The following is a 16663-nucleotide window of genomic DNA, read 5'->3' as shown; positions in this document are numbered from 1 at the left end:
CATCAGTGGAGGACGAGGTCGCGGCGGCGCATCGCGAGCACCCCCGCCGTCGCGGTGGCTGCCGCAAGCACCGACAGGACAGCGAGCGGCAGGATCCGCAACGGCGCCGCCGGGAGCGCCGGTACGTGGGTGAACGGCGACAGGTCGAGCACGAATTGCGGGAGATCGAGCAGTACCCCGAGCTGCCCGATGAGCAGCCAGACCGCGAAGAGTCCCCATGCGACGGCCGCGCCGTGACGCGGAAGCGCCCCGACGCACAGCACGGCCGTGGCTGCGACCAGCGCGATCGCCGGCACGTACACGAGTGCCGCCGGAAGCAGATCGGCCGACGGACCGGCGACGTCGCCGATCGCCGCACCGTATGTCAGTGCCAGCACGATCCCCACGAGGAGCTGCAGTATCAGCACACCGATCACCACGACGACGAGATGGGTGAGCACCCACGGCACCCGCCCCAGGGCGGTGGTGAGCACCGATTCCACACGGCCGGAGGTCTCCTCACCGTGCAACCGCAGAATCGACTGCACCGCATAGCCGCTCGTCAACAACGCCATCATCAGGAAGGTCATGGCGAAGTACGCGTCGGTGAGCGCTTCCGCACCGCCTCCGAGCTGCTTCATGAGGTCGGCGACCCCGCCGCCCTCGTCGAGGAAGTCGTTCATCTCGTCGGCCACGCTGCCGTAGGTCGCAGCCAGGATCACGAGACCGACCGCCCACCACAGCAGCGTGGTGCGTTGCAGCCGCCAGGCGAGACCGAAGGCCGTCGGCAACCGCTCGGCCGCACGGGCAGGTCCCGGACGCGACTGCATCAATCCGGCACCGAAATCCCGTCGCTCCGTCAGGGCATATGCGAGCCCGACCATCACGACCACGAACACCACGAACAGTTGCAGGATCCACCATGCGTTCGCGTCGAACGGCCGGATCTGCTGGGCCCATCCGATCGGCGACAGCCACGACAGCCACATGCTCGTAACGCGAACACCGGACGGATCCACCGTGCCGGCACTGTCACCGATCGCACGCAGCAGGAAAGCCGCGCCGAGGGCGGCACCGGCGAGCCCGTTCGCCGCCCGAGCTCCCTCGGCGATCTGGGCGGTCACAGCGGCGACGGCCGCGAAGGCGAGACCGGCGGCACCGGTTGCGACACCGAGGGCCACGGATCCGTCCACGGGCAATCCGAAAGCGATGGACACGACGCTCGACAGCACCGCCAGCGCCAGATTCGCCCCGGCGGTGACGGCCAGAGCTGCGGTGAGCATCGCGCGTCGGCCGACGACGTTGGCGCCCACCAACTCCGCTCGACCGGTCTCCTCGTTCTGCCGCGTGTGCCGCACCATCGCCAGCGTGCTCATCAATCCGGCGGCCAGCGCGAGGAACAACAGCGTCTGCGCGGCGACCACCGCCCCCAGGCTGTCCCCCGACACCAGACCGTTGGTGGCGAGCACCACCGGCGAGACCGCAGAACTCACCGCAAGCACGTGCAGATCCTGCTGCGTGGGATACAAACCCTCGAGGCTCGACACCGACACCGTGTAGACGACCGTGATCGCTGCCAGCCACACCGGCAGCTGCACCCGGTCGCGGCGCGCGGCGAGCCGTATCAGGTGGCCGGTTCCGACGAATGCCGCACTCATGACGGATCCGGCTCCTTCACCGCGGTGCGGAGCGTGTTCCGGGTGCATGGTTGTGCTCACCCGGCAGATCGTCGCCGTAGTGCCGCAGGAACAGTTCTTCGAGAGTGGGCGGAGTACTCGTCAGCGAGGTCAGACCGAATCCGAGCAGTTCGCGCAACACCGCTTCGAGATGTCCGGTGTCGACTTCGAAGCGCACGGTGTGGTCGTGCGCGTCCAGATCGTGCACCCCCTCGATCGTCTCGAGGCCCACCGCCGGGCGAACGGTTTCGGCGGTCACCGACGTGCGGGTCAGGTGGCGCAGTTCGGCGAGTGTGCCCGACTCGACGGTGCGGCCACGACGGATGATGGTCACGCGGTCGCACAATGCCTCCACTTCCGCCAGGATGTGGCTCGACAGCAACACCGAGCAGCCGAGAGCAACCATGTCGCGCACGCAGTCCCGGAAAACCTCCTCCTTAAGAGGGTCGAGACCGGAGGTGGGCTCGTCGAACAGGAACAGGTCCACGTCCGAGGCCAGCGCTGCAACGATCGCGACCTTCTGCCGGTTGCCTCGTGAATACGTCCGCACCTTCTTCGTCGGATCCAGTTCGAATCGTTCGACGAGATCGGCGCGTCGCGGCTCGTTCAGACCTCCCCGAAGTCCGGCCAGGAGATCGATCGCCTCCCCGCCGGTCAGGTTCGGCCAGAGGTTGACGTCTCCCGGCACGTAGGCGAGACGCCGGTGCAGCGACACCGCCTCACGCCACGGGTCGCCACCGAGCAGTGACACTTCTCCGGAGTCGGCACGAAGCAATCCGAGCAGGATCCGGATGGTCGTGGACTTGCCGGACCCGTTGGGTCCCAGAAAACCGTGCACCTCACCGGGACGGACCTCGAGATCGAGGCCGTCGAGCGCGCGGGTCGTGCCGAACGTCTTGACGAGCTGATTCACCGACACGGCCGGGGACACGGTGCCGAGATTACGCGCATTCCGGGGCGCAGACAGCGCATTTCGAACGCGAATGCGTCGCACACTGCACGGTTTTCGTCGCGCCGCGGCCACCGGACGCGAAGAACAGGTGGCACTGCGTCAACCGACCGGCCCGGCGATCAGGTTTCGGAGGTCGTCCTCGCCCCTCGGATCCGCGAGGTCGATCTTCACCTCGACCACGGGCCCCGGCGCTCGCTCGTCCCGCGACCACCCCAGGTCCTCGAGCACCTGCAACATCGTACTGTTCTCGGCCAGGACGAATGCCGACAGATGTCGGATGCCGCGACGCCACGCGATTCCCACCAATCGCTGCAGCAAGGTGGTGCCGACCCCGTGATGCTGGAACGGATGACCGACAGCGACGGCACATTCCGCCGTAGGAGCCTTGTGATCGGGCTCGAGAACGGTGTAGTTCGCGACTCCGACGAGCGTTCCGTCGTCGAAGGCCCCGAGACTCACGTGCTTGTCGTCCTGATTGCACAGCATGTCCACGAGATCGTCGAGGTGGCGCGGGACGAGCGTGAAGAATCGCAGATAGGTCTCCCGTTCGGTGAGATGTTCGTGCAATGCGCGGACTTGCTCCTCGTCCTGCGGACCGAGCGGGCGGAGCACCAGATCTGCGCAGACGGTGTGTGGTGGAGTAGTCCCCATCGAGTGCATCCCCTCCCACCGGCGAGCCGAGACTCTGCACCGCCTCGATCGCCGCCGACACCGACCGCATCACGGCCTCCCGTGTGCTCCGATTTCCGTCGACGTCCACGATAGGCCCGAAACGCGAGAGGCGTGGGGTCCCTGGTCACTGTTCACGCGGCCGACGGCGAGGCCGCTGCTCGACCGGCCGTGCAGGCCTATTCTGCAGAAGTGACCGCCGGCGCTGTCGCGGAACAGATCCTTCTGGTCGTCGGACGCGGCGGACACCGGTTCCCTGTGCCCCACCCCCGAGCCCCTGTGCGATGCGGCAGGAATGAGACCTCATGAGTCACTTCACGACCGACACCGCCGAGCACGACCCGCCCGTCGATCCCCTCGAATCCCTCGACCGCCTCCTACGGGACCTGCGTTCGTCCCGTACCGGCCTGTCCACCCGCGAAGCGCAGCGGCGCCTGGGCGTGTCGGGCTACAACGAACTGGTCCGTCGCCGCAGCGAAGGCTGGTTGCGCGCCCTGAGCCGGCAACTCGTGCACCCGCTCGCGCTGTTGCTCTGGGTCGCGGCTCTCCTTGCGGCGCTGTCGTCCTCCGTTCCTCTCGCCGTTGCGATCGTCGTCGTCATCGCCCTCAACGCCGCGTTCGCGTTCGTGCAGGAACGCCACGCCGACCAGGCGGTCGAAGCTCTCGCCGCGTACCTGCCCCAACGTGCCCGAGTCCTGCGTGACGACACCGACGGGGAAATCGACGCCCGGGAGCTGGTGCCGGGTGACGTCATCGTGGTCTCCGAGGGGGATCGGGTCTCCGCCGATGCACGACTGCTCGACGGCGTGGCGGAAATCGACGCCTCGGCTCTCACCGGAGAATCGATGCCGGTGCGGGTGACCGCCGACAGCGCCGACAGCCACGTGCCTCTGATCCACGCGCGGGACGTCGTGTTCAGCGGCACCACCTGTGTCACCGGCGAAGCGACAGCCGTGGTCTTCGCCACCGGCATGCACACCGAGCTCGGACGGATCGCGGCGTTGTCCCAAGGCGGCGGACATCAGGAAAGTCCCCTCGAAAAGCAGGTCAAACGGGTTGCGCGGCTGATCGCCGTCGTCGCCGTCGGGATGGGCGCCGCATTCATACCACTCGGCACATTGCTGGCCGGACTGTCCCTGGCAGACTCCGTGACCTTCGCGATCGGATTGATCGTTGCCAACGTTCCCGAGGGACTGCTTCCCACCATCACCCTCGCTCTCGCCGTCGGGGTACGCTTGCTCGCCCGACAGGGCGCCCTGGTCAAGCGGATCTCGGCCGTCGAGACACTCGGGTCGACGAGCGTCATCTGCACCGACAAGACCGGCACGCTGACCGTGAACCGGATGACCGTCACGACGGCGTGGACGAGCGACGGAGTCGTCGACTTCGAAGCCCTCCCGGATCCGCCCGCCGCACGTTCGGTCTCGCACCGGCTGATGACCGCGGCGGTATGGTGCAACAATTCCGAACCGGCCGAAGCTCCGGACACGATCCGACCCGACGGTGAACATGCCGCGAAGACCGGCATCGGCGACCCGACCGAACTCGCTCTCCTCCAGGCCGCCGCGCAGGTCGGCATCGACCCCCATCGCAGCAAGGACGACAGGCTGGCGGAGTTCCACTTCGATCCCGCTCTGCGACGAATGTCGACGGTGGACCGCGTCGGCACATCCGTCGTCGTGCACACCAAAGGCGCACCCGAGGAAGTCCTCGCACGCTGTACGCACATCGCCGAGGAGACCTCGACCAGACCGTTGACGGATGAGGATCGTGCCACGGTCGACGCGGTCATCGCCGACTGGGCGCGGCGAGGCCGGCGTCTGCTCGCGATCGCCGAACGCACCCTCCCGTCGTCCGAGATCCCCGCGAACCTCACCCGCGAACAGGCGGAACAGGGCTCGACACTGCTCGGTATCACCGCCATGATCGATCCACCCCGCCACGAGGTACCCGAAGCCGTGGACCGCTGCCACTCGGCGGGGATCCGACTGATCGTCGTCACCGGCGACCACGCGCTCACTGCCCGGGGGATCGCCGAGAGTGTGCACATCGGGGAAAGGGGTCTGCGCGTCATCGGCGGGGACGAGGCGGACGCCATGTCGGATCGTGAACTCGACGCGGCACTCGCAGGACACGACGAGATCGTCTTCGCCCGTAGTTCACCGGAGACGAAACTGCGCATCACCGACGCCTTGCAGGAATCGGGCCATATCGTCGCCATGACCGGGGACGGAGCCAACGACGCACCGGCGTTGCGCCAGGCCGACATCGGAGTGGCAATGGGGCGTTCGGGCACGGACGTCGCGCGCGAAGCCGCCGTCATGGTCCTCGTCGACGACAATTTCGCCACGATCGTCGGCGCCATCGAAGCGGGCCGGCGCGTCTACGACAACGTCCGCAAATTCATCGTCTACATCTTCGCGCACGCCACACCGGAGGTCGTGCCGTTCCTCGCGTACGCACTCACCAGCGGCGCGATCCCTCTGCCGCTGACCATCATGCAGATCCTGGCCGTGGATCTCGGCACCGAGACACTTCCCGCCCTGGCACTCGGTCGTGAGAACGCCGAACCGGATCTGATGCGGCGTCCGCCTCGGCCGCGTACACAATCGGTGATCGACGGCCCCATGCTCGCCCGCTCATGGGGCCTGCTCGGTGGCGTTTCGGCCGTCCTCGTGATGGGACTGTTCCTGCTCACCCTCCTCGACGGCGGATGGACCTTCGGGGCCGACACCAGCACCGGAGAACTGCACCACACCTGGCAGCAGGCGACGACGATGACCTTTCTCGGCATCGTCGCCTGTCAGATCGGCACCGCCATGGCGGCCCGCACCAGCCGCAGTCCACTCGCCCGAATCGGATTCACCACGAATCGGATGCTGTTGTGGGGCATCGCCTTCGAGATCGTCTTTGCGGCAGCGGTCGTGACCCTTCCCCCGCTGCAGACCGTCTTCGGTACCGCAGTCCCGGACATCTGGCTGCTGACCCTGTTGCTTCCCTTACCGGTCATCGTGTGGGGATGCGACGAGTTGTTCCGATGGTGGCGTCGGACTGGGAACGGAGCGCAGCACGGATGAACGAGCAACCGACGCGACGCTGGCTCACGACGTGGATCGTGGTGGTGGCGGCAGGAGAAGCGGCGGGTTTCGCTGCGCCCGCCGCAGTCGGCGTCCTCACGAGGGATTCCCCATCGGCATTTCCGTTGCTTCTGGCCGCGGGTGCCGTGGAAGGTGCGATCCTGGGAATCTCGCAGGCAGCGGTACTGCACCGGCGGTTGCCGCAACTGTCGAGACGGAGATGGGTGGCACTCACAGCGGCAGCGGCGACGGCGGCGTACGCGATCGGTCTCCTGCCTTCCGCACTCGCCGCCCGGTGGACGAGTTGGCCACTGATCGCGCAGGTGCTCTTCTTCGGAGCGGGTGCTGTCGCCCTCCTGACGTCGATCGGTCTCGCTCAATGGCTCGAACTACGCCGTCATCTCTCCGGTGCGACCTGGTGGATACTCGGAACGGCTCTCGGCTGGCTCGTCGGTCTCGCCGTCTTCTTCGCAGTAGCTCCACCGTTCTGGCACCCCGGCCAGCCCCCGGTGCTCGTCGTGGCGATCGGACTCGTCGCGGGCGTGGGTATGGCGCTCGCCATGGCTGCGGTGACGGGCGCGACCATGTCGGTCCTGCTCAGGCGACAGACCCCGTCCGTCCCACGAGTCGCGGAGTCCTCGGAATCTCGACGGGGACGACCGTGAGCGCACTCGGCGAAATTCCTTGCAGAACTCCGCTGGATCGGTTTCACTGGTTTCCGATGGAGGGGAGTATCCCCCAACCGTCTCGTCGTCACGACGGTCCGACGATCCGGACCCGGCGAGCGGGCCTGTCTCGGCGGGCGGGAAAGACCTCCGGTTGATCACGAACCGGAGGTGTGTCGATGACTGTTCCGTTCTGGGCCTGGGCCGCGGTGCTGGGATTCATCGTGGTGATGCTCGCGATCGACCTGTTCGCCCACCGCCGCGCCCATGTGATCGGGGTGCGTGAGGCGGCGGTCTGGTCCGCGGTCTGGGTCGGCTTCGGGATCGGGTTCGGCGTTCTGATCTGGCTCAATGCCGGCGCGGAGTTCGGCCGGCAGTATTTCGCGGGGTACCTGATCGAGAAATCTCTCGCAGTGGACAACGTCTTCGTGTGGGCGATCATCTTCACATACTTCGCAGTGCCCCGCCGGTTGCAGCACCGGGTGCTCTTCCTCGGGGTACTCGGAGCGTTGGTCTTCCGTGGCCTGTTCATCGCTGCCGGTTCGGTGCTGATCGCGAGTTTCGGAGCGATCCTGTATCTGTTCGCGGCCTTCCTGATCCTCACGGGCTGTCGGATGCTGCGCGGCCGCGACGAGCACCTCGATCCGGAGCGCTCGCGTACGTTACGCCTGTTCCGCCGCTACGTGCCGATGACCGACGCCTTCTACGAGCAGAAGTTCTTCGTTCGGATCGGTGGCACGGTGCTGGCCACTCCGCTGCTGGCGGTGCTGGTACTGGTGGAGGTCACCGACATCGTCTTCGCCGTCGACTCCATCCCGGCGATCTTCGCGGTCACCGACGTTCCGTTCCTGGTGTTCACGGCCAACGCGTTCGCCATCCTGGGTCTGCGGGCGATGTATTTCCTTCTCGCCGATCTGATCCACCGCTTCGTCTACCTGAAGGTCGGCCTGGCGCTGGTGCTCGTCTGGGTGGGATTCAAGATGGCGTTGAAGATCGACGTGTTCTACATCCCCACCACGATCTCGTTGGCCGTGGTGACCACGATCATCGGGGCCTCCATCGCTGCGAGCTTGTACGTCACCCGCGGCCGGGGCCGTCAGGCTCCTCCGGTCGCTGCGGCTCTGTTCCGCCGCGCCACTCCGGCGGAACTCGCTGCCGCAGCGCCCCTGTGGGGGTGGAGGCGCACAGGTGCCCCGGCTCGTTCGGACGATTCCGAGTGCCTCGGGGATGGGAGCCGAACCACCACAGGAGAGGGGCTCCGGGACTGAGCGCGAGTCTCGGCGACCTGCAGCGGGAGATCGAAAACGATGGTGGGAACAGATCGTGTCGGATCCGAGACAGGGGATCCGACCTATCGACGCCCTGTCGAGAGGCCCACCGGGTAGGGGGCGTCGATATTTCACTCACGTCTCCGAGGTGCGGGCGCGGTCGAGCAGAATGCGCTGTTCCGCTCGCGCCACGGTCCGTCTCGTCTGCGTTGCGGCGTCGGGTGTGACCGACACCGAGGTGATACCGCGCCGCACGAGATGCTCGGCGAGGTCGGTGCTGGTCGACACGGCCTGCCCGCACAACGACGTCGTCAGTCCCGCGGCCGAGGCTCGTTCGATGACGTGGTCGATCGCGTCGAGCACGGCCGGGTCGAGGGTGTCGAACAGGTCCTTGCACACTTCGGAGTCCCGGTCGACCCCGAGCATCAATTGTGTGAGGTCGTTGCTGCCGATCGACACCCCATGGATTCCGAGTTTGGCGTACTCCGGCAGCCAGTAGACGACGGAAGGGACTTCGGCCATGATCCAGCGCAGCATGCGCTGGTCGGATCCGAGTGGATGCCGGTCGAGTTGGGCGAGGCAGTCCCGGAGTTCCCAGCGGGTGCGCACGAACGGGATCATCAGGTGCACGTTCGGATGTGCACTCCGAACGCGGTGCAGCACATCGAGATCGAGCGAGAACAGTTCAGGATCCCGCACGTACCGGAAGCATCCGCGGTAGCCGATCATGGGGTTCTCCTCGTGGGGCTCGATCTCGCCTCCTTCGAGATCGGCGAACTCGTTGCTGCGCAGATCGATTGCGCGATAGACCACCGGACGTGGCGCGAACGCCGTCGCGATCGTCGCGACGCCTTCCGCCATCTTCTCCACGTACTCGTCGCGACGGCCCTGCGCGATCATGTGCGACGGGTGCTCCCCCGCGAGCGCCTCCGTGATCATGAATTCCGCGCGGAGCAGGCCGACCCCGTCGACATCGGTGGCGGCGACCGCCTCTGCCGCGTCCGGAGTGGCGAGATTGACGTATACCGCTGTGGCCGTGACGGTCGCAGCTCCGGCAGGCGACGTCGCCGGTGCGGATGTCGTCGCCGCGGGCCGCTCGGCGGTGTGGACCGCCCCGTCGAACACCGCCCCGGCGTTGCCGTCCACCGTGATCAACTGTCCGTCGCGCAGATCGGTGGTGGCGGTCCGGGCACCGACCACGACGGGCTTGCCCAGTTCCCGTCCGACGATGGCGGCATGGCAGGTGATGCCGCCGCCGTCGGTGACGATGCCACCGGCGCGCCGCAGGATCGGCAGCCAGTCCGGCCGGGTCATGGGCGCCACGATGATCTCGCCGTCGCTCAGACGTTTCCCGTCGACGAGTTCGTGCAGCACCCGTACGCGCCCGGTCGCCGCCCCGGGGCCGGCGCCGAGGCCGGTCAGCAACGGTCGTGCTTCGCCGTTGCCGGTCGAGGCGGCAGGAGCCGGCTGATCGAGGGTGGTGATGGGGCGGGTCTGCACGATCCACAGCTCGTTGTTCGCGAATGCGAATTCGAGATCCTGGGGCCGACCGTAGTGTTGTTCGACTCCGGCGGCCAGCCGCGCGACGCGGTCGAGCTGATCGTCGTCGAGCACCCGGGTGCTGCGAGTCGGATCGACCGCGACACGACTGTCCCCGGTGTCGGTCGAGGCGATCCGGAACTCCTGGTGACCGAGATGCACGTCGAGCACCTCGAAGGTGTCCTTGGCGACGACGTAGGTGTCGGGCTCCACCTGCCCGCCGACGACGACCTCGCCGAGACCGAGCGCCGCTTCGATCACGATGCGGTCGAGGTCGCCGGTGCGGGGGTCCGCGGTGAATGCCACACCGGAGGACTCGGATTTCACCATGACCTGGACGACCACCGCGATGGACGGTTCGTCGGTGACTCCGCGCAGTCCGCGATAGGTGCGGGCGCGTTCGGACCACAACGAGGCCCAGCACGCCTGCACCGCGCGGACCACCGAAGCGGCGCCGATGATGTTCGTGTAGGACTCGTGGATCCCGGCGAACGACGTGTCGGAGGCATCCTCCGCCGGAGCCGACGACCGCACCGCGACGGGGACATCGGGTCCGAGACGTTCGTAGGCGGAGACGATCGCCGCACGCATCTCGTCCGGAACGGTCGAATCGGTCACCAGGGCGGCGAGGGCGGCAGACGTGCGGATGAGCGTGGCGTCGTCGATGTCCGGTGCGGGCACCGCCTCGGCGACCAGCTCGGTTCGTGTCCCGGCAGCCTCCATCGCATCGAGGTAGGCGTCGGTGGTGACGGCGAAGGCGGCGGGGACAGGGAACCCGGCGCGGGTCAGTTCCCCCAGGTTCGCGGACTTACCGCCCACCGTCGGCGCGTCGGTGGCGCCTACTTCGCCGATCGGTCGAACCCACAGGTTGTGTTCGGTCATCGGTGACTCCCCACGCTTCGCCGCCCCGCGTCGACCTTTCGGGCCGGATCGGATCCTCGGTCTTCCCATCGTCGCCTCGACCCGGTCGATACCGTAGGGGCGAAAGTCACCATTCCGGAACGGGCATCGTCATGGTCGATTCTCCGCGAATACCGGACCCGCGGGAGCGGAGACGGCTGATCCTGACTGCGATAGCGCGTCCGACGCTCACCGCCTTCGTGCTGGTCAGCGTCTACTTCGTGATTCCGGTCGAGCATATCCGTAGCACCTCCGAGGCCCTGACCCTCATCGGTGGCGGCACTGCGGTCCTGATGGTCGGCTGGTGGCAGATCCGCAGGATTCTCGCCTCCGAGTACCCGGCGGTCCAGGCCGTCGAGGCACTCACCACGATCGTGTCCACCTATCTCGTGGTTTTCGCTACCATCTATCTCCGCATGTCCGTGGCGCATCCGGACTACTTCACCGAACCACTGTCCCGCGTCGATGCCCTGTACTTCTGTCTGACGGTCTTCTCCACGGTGGGATTCGGGGACATCGCCGCCGTATCCGAGACCGCGCGAGCCGTCGTGTCGGTGCAGATGGTCGCAAATCTGATCTTCCTGGCTGTCGGGATCAGATTGCTCACGGCCGCCGTGCAGTGGCGTCGTCGCAATCGTGGGGGCGAGGAGTGACCGATCACGGGACCGAGACCTACGCGATTCGGCGTCCCGGTCTTGATCGCCACGATCGTCGGCGTCGGACATCGCAGAACTCTCGACGCCTCCCACGACCGCGTCCCAGAACTCGGCCCGGAGTTCGCAAATCGGACAACAATTGTCGTTTTGGTACGAAAACGGACTCCCGGACTTGGCGACATGGTCCGGGATCGCGTATTAGTTGTGTCGCGTCATAAATCTGTGACGGGGGTCATGGTTTGGCGCACATGCCGGCGGGACAGCAGGGGGTCTCGCCACGAACTGCTCGGTGTTCCGAGCTGAGGAAACGTTCTTATGCGTCTACCCATGTCGCCCACCGATTCGATGTTCCTTCTCGGGGAGTCCCGTGATCATCCGATGCATGTGGGCGGATTGATCCTTCTGAGTCCCCGGGACGGAGCAACCGCCGCGGATCTCGGGGCCCTGTTCACCGCCGCCGCAGAGAACGGCGAGGTCGCCCCGCTGTGGCGTAAGCGCGCGGTCCGTTCCCTGGGCACCTTCGGACAGTGGGCATGGGAGCAGGACGTGGACTTCGACCTGGAGTACCACGTCCGGCGCAACGCGCTGCCGCAACCCGGCGGCCTCGACGAACTGTGGGATCTCGTCTCCCGTTTGCACAGCACGCTGCTCGACCGGAGCAGGCCCCTGTGGCAGATGCACGTCATCGAGGGTCTCACGGACGGCCGACTGGCCGTCTACACCAAGATCCACCACGCCCTCGCCGACGGCGTGGGTGCGATGAAGTTGCTGCGCCGCGCCCTGAGCCCGGACTCCGAGCGCACCGACATGCCGGCGCCGTGGGCTCCGTTCGACACGCCGGGCCGCCCCCACTCGCCCGGGACGGCGCTCGGTCTCCCCGAAGCCGCGATGCAGGCGGTGCGGACCGCAACCGCCGAGGTCACAGGCTTCGTGCCCGCGCTGGCCGGCACCGTGAACAGGGCACTGCGCGGTGGGGGCGGATCGCTGTCGCTCGCCGCACCGAACACCGTGATCAACGTCCCCATCTCGGGCACGCGCCGGTTCGCTGCGCGGTCGTGGCCGCTCGCCCGTCTGCGCACCGTGGCGAGGGCGGCCGACGCGACCGTCAACGATGTCGTGCTGGCCATGTCGTCGGGAGCACTGCGCGCTCTTCTCACGGAGCAGAAAGCGCTGCCCGACAAGTCGCTCGTAGCCATGGTCCCCGTCTGCCTCCGACCCGACAAGGACTGCGCAGGAAACGAACTCGGCGTCCTGATGTGCGATCTGGGTACGGACCTGGCCGATCCCGCCGACCGGCTGGCCCGGGTGTCGGCGTCGACCACGGAGGGCAAGGCCTCCATGCAGGGCATGTCCACCCTGTCGCGGTTGGCGACCAGCGCACTCGGCGTCGCGCCACTGGCGGTAGGCATCCTCACCCGCAATCGCGCACTCCCCCGCCCGCCCTTCAACGTCATCGTCTCGAACGTGCCGGGATCCCCGGATCCGTTGTACTGGAACGGCGCTCGGGTGGACGCGGTGTATCCGCTGTCCGTGCCCGTCGACGGCCAGGCGCTGAACATCACGTGCACGAGCACCGACGACGCCATCGCCTTCGGCCTGACCTCGTGCAGTCGCAGCCTGCCGCAACTGCAGCCGCTGCTCGACCACTTCGACGCAGCCCTCGAAGCACTCGAGGACGCCCTCGGCATCGAGCCGGACGACGACGAGCCATCCGTCCGTGCAGGCTGACGTCACGGAGTAGCGGTAACACACTCGTGTGACCGAGTCGGACAACTGCCCCAGGAATCGCCGTTCCCGTGTGCGAAGGCGCTCTGCGGGAGCACTATCGACCGAGAGCGGTGTGTCCGTCGGGAGGCATCGACGCCGACACCGGAACTCTCGTCCCACTCCTCGCGGAGAGTAGGTCCGAATGCAGAAGCTGACGCCGTTCTACGAAAAGGTCCAGACCCACTACGACCTGTCCGACGACTTCTTCGAACTGTTTCTCGACCCCACCCGCACGTACAGTTGCGCCTATTTCGAGCGCGACGGCATGAGCCTCGAGCAAGCGCAGATCGCGAAGGTCGACCTTGCTCTCCGCAAGTGCGATCTCCGGCCCGGAATGACGCTGTTGGACATCGGTTGCGGGTGGGGCTCGACGATGGTGCGGGCGACGCAGCGATACGACGTGCACGTCATCGGCTTGACGTTGAGCCGCAACCAGTACGAGCACGTGTCCGGTCTGCTCTCGGGAATGTCGGCCGGCGGCCGTACCGCCGAGGTTCGCCTGCAGGGGTGGGAGGAATTCGACGAGCCTGTGGACCGCATCGTCAGCATCGGGGCGTTCGAGCATTTCCGCCGGCAGCGGTACGACACCTTCTTCGAACGCACCTCGCGCATCCTGCCCGACGACGGCCGGATGTTGCTGCACACCATCGTCGGTCATTCCCGCGCCCAACTCGAGGCGATGAAGGTGCCGGTCACCCGGGAGGACGCCCTGTTCCTGCGATTCATCATGCGGGAGATCTTCCCCGGAGGGCAGCTACCCGACCGGGACCTGGTCATCACCGGCGCGCAACGCAACAGTTTCTGGGTGCAGAACATCGAGTCGCTGCAACCCCATTACGCCCGCACACTCGACCTGTGGGCGCAGGCCCTCGAGTCGCGTCGCGACGATGCGGTCCGGATGGCCTCCGACGAGGTCTACCAGCGATACATCAGGTATCTGACCGGTTGCGCCGCGAACTTCCGACGGCGCCTCATCGACGTCCAGCAGTTCACCCTCGTGAAGCAGCGACAGCGATCATGAGGATCTGTCACGAGCGAGACCGGGGGCGGAACGAATCCGGCGTGGCTGCACGCCAATCCGCTGACCACATGGGCGGTGGATCGGTGAGGAGTTCGCCCGGAGCGAGCCATTCGTAGAGTTCCGTGTAGGAGCGAACGGTGGTCGGCGACACCTTCTTCCGAAGCATGTCCGTCGTGAGCCCGCCGGGTTCGTCGACGCCCATCGACGCCATGAGTCGAACCGCCTGACGCACCGTGCTCGCGTGGTACCGCTGCACTCGTAATGCCTTGTCCGCCACATCGAGCGCCCGCGCTCGTTTCGGGTCCTGGGTCGTCACTCCGACCGGACACCTGTTCGTGTGGCATCGCTGCGCCTGGATGCATCCGAGCGCCATCATCATCGCCCGTGCCGAATTGGTGTAGTCCGCACCTTGGATCAGTCGCTTCACCATGTCGTTTCCGGTCGCGACCTTGCCACTCGCGCCGACCCTGATGCGGTCCCGCAATCCGGTACCCACGAGGGCGTTGTGGACCGTCATCAGCCCGTCGGTGAGCGGAAGCCCCATGTTGTCCTCGTATTCGAGGGGTGCTGCGGCGGTGCCACCCTCGGCCCCGTCGACGATGACGAAATCGGGTGCCGTCCCTTCCGCGAGCATGGCTTTGCAGATCGCGAGCACATCGACGCGGGAACCGACGCAGAGCTTGACACCTACGGGTTTTCCTCCGGACAGTTCCCGAAGATCGGCGAGGAAGCGGATCAGTTCGCGCGGTGTCGTGAAGGCCGTGTGCGCTGCGGGACTGATGCACTTCTCGTGGGCCGGAACGCCACGATAGCGTGCGATCTCCTCACTCACCTTCGCCGCCGGGAGCACGCCACCCACGCCGGGTTTCGCCCCCTGGCTGAGTTTGAGGGAGATCGCCTTGACGTGGTCGTGAGCCGACTTGTCGGCGAACTCTGCGGGGTCGAATCGTCCGTCGCGGTCGCGCGTCCCGAAGTACCCGGATCCGATCTCCCAGACCAGATCGCCACCACCGTCGAGGTGATACGGCGTCAGCCCGCCTTCGCCGGTGTCGTGGGCGAACCCGCCTCGGGCCGCCCCACGATTCAACGCCCGGATCGCGTTGGCGGACAGTGCGCCGAAACTCATCGACGAGACGTTCAGCAGCGACATCGAATACGGCCGGCTGCAGTCGGGCCCTCCGATGTTCACCCGCGGTGGTTCGTCGGGTTCGACCACCGGCGCTGTCGAGTGAACGAGATACTCGTACCCGACCTCGTAGACGTCGCGTTCGGTGCCGAACGACAACTCGCCGTGAATTCCCTTCGCCCGCTCGTAGACGACGGTGCGTACGTCCCTGTCGAAGGGGCGTCCGTCGAAATTCCGCTCGACGAAGTACTGCTGCAACTCCGGGCGCACACTCTCGAGCAGATACCGCATGTGGCCGAGCACCGGATAGTTGCGCAGCACCGAATGCCGGCGCTGCACGAGATCGTAGATTCCGACCACCGACAGGAACGCCAGAAGGGCGACCAGCACCCACCAGCCCCACCCTCCGACTGCGGCGATCACACCGACCAGAACCAGAGTCAGGCCCAGGAAACCGACGAGGAAGAACCGCAGCACGGTTCACCTTCTCTCCGCCTGTCCGGCGGGTCTCACATATCGAGCGGCAGCTCAGTGGGAACCGCGACGCTTCTGCTGCAGCTTCGCGAGCATCTCCTTGGCCTTGCGCTGATTCTCCGGCTTGGCCGCCTCACGCCGGACGACCTGGATCGCCTTGACCGCGGCGGCGCTCTTCATAGCCTTACCGAACATTCCCATCGAGTACTCCTCCGTATGTCATCAGAACTGGTACTTCCACGATACGGACGCGGAAACGCCGAGGAGTAGTCGCCGTCGGCGACACGGGCAGTTCCGTGGAACTGCCCGTGCGCGCGATTCAGTTCGGCGCGTCGACGATGCGGCTGTTCGGCAGCTTCCAGCCCGGCCGCGGGAAGTGGCAGGTGTACCCGTTCGGGTAGCGCTGGAGATAGTCCTGGTGCTCGGGTTCGGCCTCCCAGAAGGTGCTCGCGGGAGTCACTTCGGTGACCACCCTGCCGGGCCACAGACCGGACGCCTCGACGTCGGCGATGGTGTCCACCGCGACCTGCTTCTGCTCGTCGTCGAGATAGAAGACGGCCGAACGGTAGGACGCTCCGACGTCGTTTCCCTGCCGGTTCACGGTGGTCGGATCGTGGATCCGGAAGAAGAACTCGAGCAGTGCCCGGTAGTCGGTGCGTGCGGGGTCGTAGACGATCTCGACGGACTCCGCGTGCCCCGGATGGTTGCGGTAGGTGGGGTGATCGTTCTGCCCACCGGTGTAGCCGACCCGTGTCGACACCACCCCGGGCTGCCGCCGGATCAGCTCCTCCATGCCCCAGAAGCATCCGCCTGCCAGAATCGCCGTGCGTGTATCGGTCATTACGCCTCCTCGGGTGGTGGAACCGATACGGGAGCCCGGGCATTCCCACCGCG

Annotated in this window: 13 protein-coding genes; 6 read left to right on the top strand and 7 right to left on the bottom strand. The window is 66.7% G+C overall.

Annotated elements, in window-relative coordinates:
- Positions 1-2 precede the first annotated feature (2 nt).
- The 3 genes from A8G18_RS05220 to A8G18_RS05210 form a co-directional block, all read right to left on the bottom strand.
- On the bottom strand, positions 3-1637 hold the full coding sequence (locus A8G18_RS05220; protein ID WP_064063040.1) for an ABC transporter permease: 1635 nt from the start codon (positions 1635-1637) through the stop codon (positions 3-5).
- Positions 1638-1653: 16 nt separating this feature from the next.
- Entirely contained in the window at positions 1654-2586 is a 933-nt protein-coding gene (locus A8G18_RS05215; RefSeq protein ID WP_064063000.1) for an ABC transporter ATP-binding protein, read from the bottom strand.
- A gap of 120 nt (positions 2587-2706) precedes the next feature.
- Entirely contained in the window at positions 2707-3258 is a 552-nt protein-coding gene (locus tag A8G18_RS05210; protein ID WP_064063039.1) for a GNAT family N-acetyltransferase, read from the bottom strand.
- A gap of 323 nt (positions 3259-3581) precedes the next feature.
- On the opposite strand from A8G18_RS05210, the gene A8G18_RS05205 reads away from it, so the two are divergent.
- From A8G18_RS05205 to A8G18_RS05195, 3 genes are all read left to right on the top strand, one after another.
- The gene (locus A8G18_RS05205) at positions 3582-6353 is read left to right on the top strand and encodes a cation-translocating P-type ATPase (protein WP_064062999.1); all 2772 of its coding nucleotides are present in this window, start codon (positions 3582-3584) and stop codon (positions 6351-6353) included.
- Positions 6350-7018, top strand: coding sequence for a hypothetical protein (locus A8G18_RS05200; RefSeq protein WP_064063038.1), 669 nt, complete (start codon positions 6350-6352; stop codon positions 7016-7018). Before A8G18_RS05205 ends, A8G18_RS05200 begins: the two co-directional genes overlap by 4 nt.
- Positions 7019-7197: 179 nt before the next feature.
- Complete coding sequence (locus A8G18_RS05195) at positions 7198-8286, top strand: TerC family protein (RefSeq protein WP_064062998.1); 1089 nt, start codon at positions 7198-7200, stop codon at positions 8284-8286.
- A 135-nt stretch (positions 8287-8421) separates the two neighbouring features.
- Here the strand turns inward: A8G18_RS05195 and ppsA are convergent, their stop codons facing one another.
- Positions 8422-10707: a phosphoenolpyruvate synthase gene (ppsA, locus tag A8G18_RS05190; protein WP_064062997.1), complete on the bottom strand. Its 2286-nt coding sequence runs from the start codon at positions 10705-10707 to the stop codon at positions 8422-8424.
- Positions 10708-10838: 131 nt separating this feature from the next.
- Between ppsA and A8G18_RS05185 the strand changes: the two genes are divergently transcribed.
- The 3 genes from A8G18_RS05185 (at position 10839) to A8G18_RS05175 (ending at position 14169) form a co-directional block, all read left to right on the top strand.
- Positions 10839-11378 (top strand): potassium channel family protein, encoded by a 540-nt coding sequence (locus tag A8G18_RS05185; RefSeq protein WP_064062996.1) that lies wholly within the window; start codon positions 10839-10841, stop codon positions 11376-11378.
- A 330-nt stretch (positions 11379-11708) separates the two neighbouring features.
- Complete coding sequence (locus A8G18_RS05180) at positions 11709-13109, top strand: WS/DGAT/MGAT family O-acyltransferase (protein ID WP_064062995.1); 1401 nt, start codon at positions 11709-11711, stop codon at positions 13107-13109.
- Between the two features lie 181 nt (positions 13110-13290).
- Complete coding sequence (locus tag A8G18_RS05175) at positions 13291-14169, top strand: cyclopropane mycolic acid synthase family methyltransferase (protein WP_064062994.1); 879 nt, start codon at positions 13291-13293, stop codon at positions 14167-14169.
- A gap of 7 nt (positions 14170-14176) precedes the next feature.
- Here the strand turns inward: A8G18_RS05175 and A8G18_RS05170 are convergent, their stop codons facing one another.
- The 3 genes from A8G18_RS05170 to msrA all read right to left on the bottom strand — a co-directional run bounded on the left by A8G18_RS05170 (position 14177) and on the right by msrA (position 16610).
- Entirely contained in the window at positions 14177-15772 is a 1596-nt protein-coding gene (locus tag A8G18_RS05170) for an FMN-binding glutamate synthase family protein (RefSeq protein WP_084421516.1), read from the bottom strand.
- Positions 15773-15823: 51 nt separating this feature from the next.
- Positions 15824-15964: a hypothetical protein gene (locus tag A8G18_RS22995; protein ID WP_167352073.1), complete on the bottom strand. Its 141-nt coding sequence runs from the start codon at positions 15962-15964 to the stop codon at positions 15824-15826.
- 124 nt (positions 15965-16088) lie between these two features.
- On the bottom strand, positions 16089-16610 hold the full coding sequence (gene msrA / locus A8G18_RS05165; RefSeq protein ID WP_064062993.1) for a peptide-methionine (S)-S-oxide reductase MsrA: 522 nt from the start codon (positions 16608-16610) through the stop codon (positions 16089-16091).
- Between the last annotated feature and the right edge of the window lie 53 nt (positions 16611-16663).

This window comes from Rhodococcus gordoniae (assembly GCF_001646655.1).
Taxonomy (GTDB): domain Bacteria; phylum Actinomycetota; class Actinomycetes; order Mycobacteriales; family Mycobacteriaceae; genus Rhodococcus; species Rhodococcus gordoniae.
This window is presented reverse-complemented; position numbering and strand designations above follow the sequence as displayed.